Genomic DNA, 8,909 nt, shown 5'->3' with positions numbered 1-8,909 from the left:
CCGCAATGTCGCAGATAACCACGATGTCGCAGGGATCGGGCTCGGATTGTGTGACGTTGTGGCGATCCGTGACGCTGTGGCGCGGGCAGGCACGCGGGCCCGTCACGCGCGCGACTCCGGATGCTGCGCCGCAATGTCGCTGATAACCGCAATGTCGCAAGAATCGGGCTCGGATTGTGTGACGGTGTGGCGATCTGCGGCGCTGTGGCGCGGGCAGGCACGCGGGCCCGTCACGCGCGCGACCCCGGATGCTGCGCCGCAATGTCGCAGATAACCACGATGTCGCAGAGATCGGGCTCGGATTGTGTGACGTTGTGGCGATCTGCGACGCTGTGGCGCGGCCTCGAGCCGGCGAGACGACGGATGCCCCGACCCATGTGGGCCGAGGCATCCGTCGACGAGCTCAAAAGCGGGAGGTCAGGCGCGAGCCGCCTCCGAGACGCGACGCGCGGCCGCGAGTGCCTGCTCGAGGTCGGCCTTGAGGTCGTCGATGTTCTCGAGACCGACCGACAGGCGCACGAGGCCGGGCGTGACACCGGTCGTGAGCTGCTGCTCGGGCGTGAGCTGCGAGTGCGTCGTCGAGGCGGGGTGGATGACGAGCGAGCGCACGTCGCCGATGTTTGCGAGGTGGCTGAACAGCGTCAGGCTGTTGACGAACTCGCGGCCGGCCTCGACGCCGCCCTTGAGCTCGAACGACAGGACGGCGCCGACGCCCTTGGGGGCGTAGGTGTTGGCGGCGGCGTACCAGGGCGAGGTGGGCAGGCCCGAGTAGTTCACGGACGCGACGTCCGAGTGGTTCTCGAGCCACTCGGCGATCTCCTGTGCGTTGGACACGTGGCGCTCGATGCGCAGCGAGAGCGTCTCGAGGCCCTGGATGAGCAGCCACGCGCTCTGCGGCGAGATGGCCGCGCCGAGGTCGCGCAGCAACTGGACGCGCGCCTTGATGATGTAGGCGAGGCCGTCGCCCACCGCGGCCGTGTACGAGGCACCGTGGTACGAGGGGTCGGGCACCGTGAGCCCCGGGAACTTGTCGACCTTCTCGGACCACTTGAAGGTGCCGCCGTCGACGATCACGCCGCCGATGACCGTGCCGTGGCCGCCGAGGAACTTCGTCGCCGAGTGGATCACGATGTCGGCGCCGTGCTCGAAGGGGCGGATGAGGTAGGGCGTCGCGATCGTGTTGTCGACGATGAGCGGGACCCCCGCAGCGTGGGCGATCTCGGCCACCGTGGCGATGTCGAGGACGTTGATCTTCGGGTTGCCGATGGTCTCGGCGAAGAAGAGCTTCGTGTTGGGCCGGACGGCTGCGCGCCACTCTTCGGGGTCGTCCTGGTTCTCGACGAACGTGACCTCGATGCCGAGCTTGGCGAGCGTGTACTTGAAGAGGTTGTAGGTGCCGCCGTAGATCGAGCTCGACGAGACGATGTGGTCGCCGGCCTCGGCGATGTTGAGCACGGCGAACGTCTCGGCGGCCTGGCCCGACGCGACGAGGAGGGCGCCCGTGCCTCCCTCGAGAGCCGCGAGACGCTGCTCGACGACTTCCTGCGTCGGGTTCATGATGCGCGTGTAGATGTTGCCGAACTCCGCGAGGGCGAAGAGGTTCGCGGCGTGGTCGGTGTTGTCGAACACGTACGACGTCGTCTGGTAGATCGGGGTGGCGCGAGCCTTCGTGACCGGGTCGGGCTGGGCACCCGAGTGGATCTGCTTGGTCTCGAAACGCCAGTTCTCGGATGCGGACATGACTGCTCCTGCAGGGTTCGTGGCGGCGCGCGGCGGGTTGCGCGGCCTCGTCCGAGAGTAGGGTGCCCTACTTCCGTCGACAACGAGCGGGAAATGTTACGTAACCGACCGTGGCGCCGCCGCGGGCTAGCGTGGAGGCATGACACGACGTGCAGTGGTGACGGGTGCGAGCTCGGGGATCGGCGAGGCTGCGGCGAGGGCCCTGCGCTCGACGGGATGGGATGTCGTGGCCGTCGCGCGACGCGCGGACCGGCTCCAGGCGCTCGAGGCCGAGACGGGCGCCGTGGCGTTTGCGGCCGACCTCACGCAGCAGGCCGACGTCGATGCGCTGGCCGAGTGGCTCGCCCAGACGGGCGGAGTCCATGCGCTCGTGCAGGTCGCCGGCGGCGCGCGCGGGACCGACCGCGTCGAGGACGGCGACATCGCGGACTGGCAGTGGATGTTCGACGTCAACGTGCTGAGCGCGCAGCGGCTCATCGCAGCGCTGCTCCCGCTGCTGCGCCGGGCCGCGGCATCCGACGGGCACGCCGACACGCTCTTCGTCACCTCGACGGCGGCGCAGACGGCCTACCCCGGCGGAGGCGGCTACAACGCCGCGAAGGCCGCGGAGTCGATGCTCGCGCACGCTCTGCGCCTCGAGCTCAACGGCGAGCCCATCCGCGTCGTCGAGGTCGCGCCCGGGATGGTGCACACGCCGGAGTTCACGCTCAACCGCCTCGGCGGCGACCGCATCGCGGCGGAGAAGGTGTACCAGGACGTCGAGGCGCCGCTGACAGCCGGGGATGTCGCGGACGTCATCGCCTATGCGCTCAACGCGCCGGGGCACGTCAACCTCGACCTGATCACGATGCGCCCCGTCGCGCAGTCCGCGCAGCACCTCCTCGCCCGCGGGCCCCTGCGCCCGCGCGGCCTCGACTGACCGGATGGCTCGCTTCGTCTCCGTCGAACGCGTGGTTTCGCCGCATCCCGCGCCGCATTCGACGGAGACGAACTGCAGCCGAGCCGTACGCTGGAGGGCGTGACTGATGCGGCCATCGAGCGCGAGCAGCTGACCTGGGACGGCTTCGGTGAGGCCTCCCGCGACCTTGCCAGGGCGATCCTCGCGGACGCCTTCGTGCCGGACGTCGTCGTGGCGATCGCGCGCGGCGGCCTGCTGCCCGCGGGAGCCATCGCGTACGGCCTCGGGATCAAGAACTGCGGCGCGATCAACGTCGAGTTCTACACGGGCATCGGCACGGTGCTCGATGCGCCGGAGGTGCTCCCTCCCGAGCTCGACATGACCTATCTCGACGGGCGCCGCGTGCTCCTCGTGGACGACGTCGCCGACAGCGGACGCACGCTCGACCTCGCCGTCAAGCTCCTCGTCGAGCGCGGCGCCGACGTCCGCTCCGCGACGATCTACACGAAGCCCACCACGATCATCGACCCCGACTATTCGTGGAAGGCCACGTCCCTGTGGATCGACTTCCCCTGGTCGTTCAAGGGGTCCGTCCTCGAGGAGGACGCCACCGCGGCCGAGCGCTCGGCCTGATCCGATGGCGATGACGCTTCCCGAGCTCGCGTCCGCCGGGTTCATCGACCCGGGCTGGGCGGACGCGCTCGACCCCGTCGGCGCCGACATCGCAGCGCTCGGCGAGCGACTGCGCGGCGAGGTCGCCGCCGGCCGGCGCTACCTCCCCGCCGGCGACCGCGTCCTGAGGGCCTTCCAGCGGCCGCTCTCCGACGTCAAGGTGCTGATCGTCGGACAGGACCCCTACCCCACACCCGGGCATCCCATCGGGCTTTCGTTCGCGGTCGACCGCGGCGTCCGGCCCCTCCCGCGGAGCCTGTCGAACATCTACCAGGAGCTCAGCGCGGATCTCGGCATCCCGCCCGCCGCGCACGGGGATCTGTCGGGCTGGAGCGATCAGGGCGTCATGCTGCTCAACAGGGTGCTGACCGTCGCCCCGGGCGCACCCGCGTCGCACCGCGGGTGGGGCTGGGAGAAGGTCACCGAGCACGCGATCCGCACCCTCGCTGCCCGCGACAAGCCGCTCGTCGCGATCCTGTGGGGGAGGGATGCCGCGAACCTGCGGCCGCTCCTCGGTGAGACGCCCATCATCGAGTCGCCGCACCCGTCACCGCTGTCGGCCAGCCGGGGTTTCTTCGGGTCGCGGCCCTTCTCGCGGGCCAACGACCTCCTCGCACGCCAGGCGGCGGCCCCGGTCGACTGGATGCTGCCCGCGTAGGCTTGTCGGCATGCTGGAGGAGGAGTACGAGAAGACGCGGCGGAGCCTTCCGCTGCATCTGCGCAGGCCCGCTGCGCCGGAGCGGCCCTTCACGTACGCGATCCGGACGGTGGAGGACCGCGACCTCCCCGACATCCGCGAGATCTACAACCACTACGTCACCAACTCGGTCGTGACGTTCGACGAGAAGAAGTGGTCGATCCAGCAGTGGCGCGAGAAGCTCGCCCACCTGCGCAAGCTCAACATGCCCTTCCTCGTCGCCGAGTCGCCGACGGGGCAGATCCTCGGATATGCCCTCGTGCAGCCGATGTCGACGAAGAGCGCCTACCGGTACTCGGTCGAGAACTCGATCTACCTGGGGCAGGCGGCCGCGGGCAAGGGCCTCGGGCGTGCGCTCCTGGAAGCCCTCATCACGGCGTGCGAGCAGGCCGGGATCCGCGAGATGGTGGCCGTCATCAGCGACAAGGGGGCCGAGGCATCCGTCGCCCTGCACGAGAAGCTCGGCTTCGTCGAGGTCGGGCGCATGGGCCGGGTCGGCTTCAAGTTCGGCCGGTGGCTCGGGACGATCTACCTGCAGAAGCACCTCAAGCCGGTGAAGAAGAAGAGCTTCTTCGGGCGCTGACCGGGCGTGACGTCAGGGTGCTCGGCGCCGGTCGGATGGGAACAGCCTTCTTCGGGCGCTGACCGAGCGTGACGCCGGGCTGCTCGGTGCCGGTCGAATTGGATCGGCGCCGGTCGAATGGGAACAGCCTTCTTCGGGCGCTGACCGATCCTGACGTCAGGACGCGCCCCCGGACGCCCAGTCGCGGACGGCGTCGACGAGTTCGCGCCACGGGCCCTGGACGGCCCGGTCGGGAAGCTCGGCCTCGCGGTCGTCGTCGGGTCCGCACCGCGCCCGGATGCTCCACTGGAACCGGTCGGCGCCCTGCGGATCCAGGTCGAGCGTCTCGTCCCACGGACATCGCCCGATGAGCGCGATCCACGTGGATGCCTCGTCTTCGCGCGGCTCGGCCGTCCAGACGCGCGTCAGGCCCGCGAACCCGCCCGTGCGGGTCACGGCCACCACGAGTGCGGGGCTCTCGGTGGGTCCGTCAGGCTCGGGGCTGCGCGTCTGGTCCATCCTCGATGACGCCCACGTCGATCCAGCCGGCGCGGACTGCGGCCACCTCCTCCGACTCCACACCGTACTCCGCCTCGGCGGCCTGCACGGTGGCGGCGGCGAACCGGGTGAAGTTGGTCGTGCGCGACAGCTTCCCCGAGGTCAGTGTCCGGTACCAGATGAGCCCGGCGCGCTCCCACGCGTTCCCGCCGAGCGTCAGCGCCGTGACGGCGAAGGCCCGGTTCGGGATGCCGGAGTTGATGTGCACTCCGCCGTTGTCGCTCTGCGTCCTGACGTAGTCGCGCATGTGGGCCGGCTGCGGGTCCTTGCCGAGGACGTCGTCGTCGTACGCCGTGCCCGGCTCCTTCATGGAGCGCAGCGCCTCGCCTTGCACGGCATCGGTGAAGATGCCCGCGCCGATGAGCCAGGACGCCTCCTCCGCCGTGTGGCCGAGCGAGTGCTGCTCCGTGAGGGCCCCGAACACGTCCGAGAGCGACTCGTTGAGGGCCCCGGACTGGTTCTGGTACTCCAGGCCGCCGGACGCCTCCGTGACGCCGTGCGCGAGCTCGTGCGCGATCACCGTGAGCGAGCCGGTGAAGCCCGTGAAGATCTCGCCGTCGCCGTCGCCGAACACCATCTGCTCGCCGTTCCAGAACGCGTTGTCGTAGTCCTGACCGAAGTGCACGGTGGCCAGCAGCGCGCCGCCCTGGTCGTCGATCCCGGTGCGGCCGTAGGCGTCCCAGAAGAAGTCGAACGTCGCGCCGAGCCCGTCGTAGGCCTCGTCGACGGCGGTGTCGCCCGTCGCCGGGTCGTCCTCGCCGCGGACCCGCACGCCCGGCAGGACCTCGCGGTTCTGCGCGTCGTAGATCGTGCGGTCCGGCGCGGGCGCCGACTCTGCCACGAGCGAGCCGGCCTCGTCGATCGACAGGCGCAGGCGCGAGCGCTCGGGCCGGTACTCGCGCTGGGCGGCGAGTGTGGCCTGTGCCGCCGCCGCGGCATGCGCCAGGTGCGGCTCGCGGGCTGCGGCGATGCGGGCGAGCAGGTACGGCGGAACGATCGCGTGCCTCATGCTCCGAGGCTATCGGCGCCCCGCGACATCCCTTCGCCCCACGCCACTCGGCCGAGGGACGCGCCGTCGAGTCGCCGAGACACGCGCGCGGACAGCATCCCGCGGCCGCGTGTCCTGGCGACTCGATGGGATCGCAGAGGGATCAGGATGCCGCGGCGCCGGGGTCGATGACGGGGATCGAGGCGAGCAGCCGACGCGTGTAGGCGACCTGCGGCTCGAGCAGCACCTTCTCGGTCGGGCCCTCCTCGACGATGCGGCCGTCCTTCATCACGACGACCTCGTCGCAGAGGTTCTGCACGACCCCGATGTCGTGCGAAACGAGCACGAGGGTGAGCCCGTCGCGGCGCCGCAGCTCGGCGAGCAGCTCGAGGATCTGCGCGCGCACCGTGACGTCCAGCGCCGACATCGGCTCGTCTCCGACGAGCAGCCGCGGGCGGTGGACGACGGCGCGCGCGATCGCGATGCGCTGGCGCTGACCGCCGGAGAACTCGTGCGGGAACCGGTCGGCCATGTCGGGCTCGAGCCCGACGTCGACGAGCACCTCGCGGACGCGGTCGCGGCGTCCCTCCGCGCCGGGCTCGCCGTCGCCGCCGAGCCCGAGCGCCCACAGCGGCTCGGCCACGATCCGCCCCACGCTCATGCGCGGATCCAGCGACGCGTAGGGATCCTGGAAGACCATGCCGGTGTCGCGGCGCAGCCAGTGCAGCGCCCGCGCGCCGGCCGAGGCATCCACTTCGCGCCCCGCGAATTCGATCGTTCCGGCCGTCGGGGTGTCCAGCGCCATGAGCAGCCGGACGAGGGTCGACTTGCCCGAACCGGACTCGCCGATGATGCCGACCGCCGAGCCGGCACGCACGTCGAGGTCGGCATCCTCCAGCGCCGTCATCGTCCGGGCGCGCTCGAACAGCGTGGCCTTGGGGATGGGATGCTGTCGCGTCAGGCCCCGCGCGCGCAGCAGCACGGGCGCCGTCACGAGAGGCCCCCGGGCCGCCACAGTGTCGCCGTCGCGTCGCGCAGGAGCTCCTGCGTGACGGCGGAGGCGGGCGCCGTCAGCAGCGTCGCGACGGAGGCGTCCTCGACGACGCGGCCGTGCTCGAGGACGATCCCGTGCGTCGCGATGCGCGAGAGCACCGCGAGGTCGTGCGTGATGAAGACGAGCGACATCCCGTCGTCCTCGACGAGTGAGAGGAGGAGGTCGAGGATCTCGGCCTGGATCGTGACGTCGAGCGCCGTCGTTGGTTCGTCGGCGATCAGCAGGCGGGGCCGGCACGCGAGCGCCGTCGCGATCGCGACGCGCTGCCGCTGCCCGCCGGACAGCTGGTGCGGATAGCGCGAGACGATGCGCTCGGGGTCGGGGAGTGCCACACGGCGCGCCTCCTCCACGGCGCGCGCCTTGGCCTCCGCCCGGGTCACGCGCTGGTGGATCCGCACGGACTCGGCGATCTGCCGGCCCACCGTGCGGATCGGGTTGAGCGCCGTACGCGGCTCCTGGAAGACGATGCCGATGTCGTCGCCGCGCAGGCCCGCGAGCTCGCGATCGGGCAGACCGAGGAGCTCCCGGCCGTTCCAGCGGACGGAGCCGGTCGCGACGGCGCCGTCGGGGAGGAGCCCGAGGATCGCGAGGGCCGTGAGGGACTTGCCCGAGCCGGACTCTCCGATGAGGCCGACGCGCGCCCCGTCGGGGACGTCGAACGAGACGCCGTCGACGACGCGACGGTCGCCGATGTCGATCGTGAGGTCCCGCACCTCGAGCGTCATGACACGACCTCCGGCACGTGGGTGCGCGCCGTCCGCGCGGCCCCGCCGCGGCGCGTGAGGGTCGGGTCGGTCGCCTCGCGGATGCCGTCGCCGAGGAGGTTGAGGCCGAGGACCGTGAATGTGATGGCCAGGCCAGGCCACACGACGGACAGCGGGTGGACCGTGATGAACTGCTGCAGCTCGGCCAGGAGCAGGCCCCACGACGGCTCGGTCACGGGAGCGCCGAAGCCTAGGTACGACAGGCCCGCCTCGGCGAGGACGGCGACGGCCATGCTCCAGGACAGCTGCACGATGAAGACCGGCGCGACGTTCGGAAGCAGGTGCCGCACGAGGTTCTGGCTCGGCGTGAGGCCCGCCATGCGTCCCGCGAGCACGAACTCGCTGTGCAGCACGCGCCGCAGCTCGGGCCTCGTGACGCGGGCGATGCTGACGCCGAAGCCGATGCCGACCGACCAGATGACGACCCAGAGCGACCCGCCCCAGACGGCCGAGATCATCATGGCGATGATGAGGACGGGGAACGCGATGAGGATGTCGACGAACACCGCGACGGATTCGCGCACCCACCGCGCGGTGAGGGCGCCGAGCGCCGCGAGCGCGATGCCGACGACCGACGCGACGAGCCCGGCGCCGACGGCGACGAGGACCGTCGTGCGCGCGCCCGCCATGAGCAGGCTCAGGATGTCGCGGCCCGACGCGTCCGTGCCGAGCACGTGAGGCCAGCTCGGCGGGGCCCAGCGATTGGAGATGTCCACCTGCTGCGGGTCGAACGGCGTCCAGAAGAGCGACACGAGCGCCGTCGCGAGGACGACCGCGACCACGATGAGGCCGAAACGGCCCGTCGACAGGCTCCACAGCCGGCGCAGCCACGACGACCGCGCCCGCTTGCGGGCATGGCGGCGCTCCTTGCGGCCCGGGGGGACAGCATCCGCGTCCCGAACTCGGCCGCTCAGCGGCGTCGCAGGCGGCGAATTCCGGGACATGCCCGCAGGCTGGGGCATGCGTTGCGGATCCT

General features: G+C 71.2%; 10 protein-coding genes. 4 read left to right on the top strand and 6 right to left on the bottom strand.

From position 1 onward, the window contains the following. Positions 1-417: 417 nt before the first annotated feature. Positions 418-1,740 carry a bifunctional o-acetylhomoserine/o-acetylserine sulfhydrylase gene (locus ABZ477_RS12265; protein WP_360133050.1) on the bottom strand — a complete coding sequence of 441 codons (1,323 nt, stop codon included), beginning with the start codon at positions 1,738-1,740 and terminating at the stop codon, positions 418-420. A gap of 139 nt (positions 1,741-1,879) precedes the next feature. Between ABZ477_RS12265 and ABZ477_RS12260 the strand changes: the two genes are divergently transcribed. The 4 genes from ABZ477_RS12260 to ABZ477_RS12245 all read left to right on the top strand — a co-directional run bounded on the left by ABZ477_RS12260 (position 1,880) and on the right by ABZ477_RS12245 (position 4,590). After that, positions 1,880-2,659 (top strand): SDR family oxidoreductase, encoded by a 780-nt coding sequence (locus ABZ477_RS12260; RefSeq protein ID WP_360133047.1) that lies wholly within the window; start codon positions 1,880-1,882, stop codon positions 2,657-2,659. Positions 2,660-2,758: 99 nt separating this feature from the next. Next, positions 2,759-3,271, top strand: coding sequence for a phosphoribosyltransferase (locus ABZ477_RS12255; protein WP_360133043.1), 513 nt, complete (start codon positions 2,759-2,761; stop codon positions 3,269-3,271). 4 nt (positions 3,272-3,275) lie between these two features. Beyond that, on the top strand, positions 3,276-3,968 hold the full coding sequence (locus tag ABZ477_RS12250; RefSeq protein WP_360133040.1) for a uracil-DNA glycosylase: 693 nt from the start codon (positions 3,276-3,278) through the stop codon (positions 3,966-3,968). A 10-nt stretch (positions 3,969-3,978) separates the two neighbouring features. After that, complete coding sequence (locus ABZ477_RS12245; RefSeq protein WP_360133037.1) at positions 3,979-4,590, top strand: N-acetyltransferase family protein; 612 nt, start codon at positions 3,979-3,981, stop codon at positions 4,588-4,590. A gap of 156 nt (positions 4,591-4,746) precedes the next feature. Here the strand turns inward: ABZ477_RS12245 and ABZ477_RS12240 are convergent, their stop codons facing one another. The 5 genes from ABZ477_RS12240 to ABZ477_RS12220 form a co-directional block, all read right to left on the bottom strand. Continuing rightward, positions 4,747-5,088 carry a protealysin inhibitor emfourin gene (locus tag ABZ477_RS12240; RefSeq protein ID WP_360133034.1) on the bottom strand — a complete coding sequence of 114 codons (342 nt, stop codon included), beginning with the start codon at positions 5,086-5,088 and terminating at the stop codon, positions 4,747-4,749. Then, entirely contained in the window at positions 5,060-6,136 is a 1,077-nt protein-coding gene (locus ABZ477_RS12235) for a M4 family metallopeptidase (protein ID WP_360133031.1), read from the bottom strand. The genes ABZ477_RS12240 and ABZ477_RS12235 overlap by 29 nt, the downstream gene beginning before the upstream one ends. Before the next feature lie 142 nt (positions 6,137-6,278). Next, entirely contained in the window at positions 6,279-7,058 is a 780-nt protein-coding gene (locus tag ABZ477_RS12230; RefSeq protein ID WP_360133432.1) for an ATP-binding cassette domain-containing protein, read from the bottom strand. Positions 7,059-7,105: 47 nt separating this feature from the next. Next, the gene (locus ABZ477_RS12225) at positions 7,106-7,894 is read right to left on the bottom strand and encodes an ABC transporter ATP-binding protein (RefSeq protein WP_360133028.1); all 789 of its coding nucleotides are present in this window, start codon (positions 7,892-7,894) and stop codon (positions 7,106-7,108) included. Beyond that, a complete protein-coding gene (locus ABZ477_RS12220) occupies positions 7,891-8,877 on the bottom strand; it encodes an ABC transporter permease (RefSeq protein WP_360133025.1) in 987 nt (328 codons plus the stop codon). The genes ABZ477_RS12225 and ABZ477_RS12220 overlap by 4 nt, the downstream gene beginning before the upstream one ends. Between the last annotated feature and the right edge of the window lie 32 nt (positions 8,878-8,909).

This window comes from Microbacterium sp. NPDC019599 (assembly GCF_040632175.1).
In the GTDB taxonomy this organism is placed as follows: domain Bacteria; phylum Actinomycetota; class Actinomycetes; order Actinomycetales; family Microbacteriaceae; genus Microbacterium.
The sequence above is the reverse complement of the archived record's forward strand: the minus strand, read 5'-3'. Positions and strand labels throughout refer to the sequence as shown.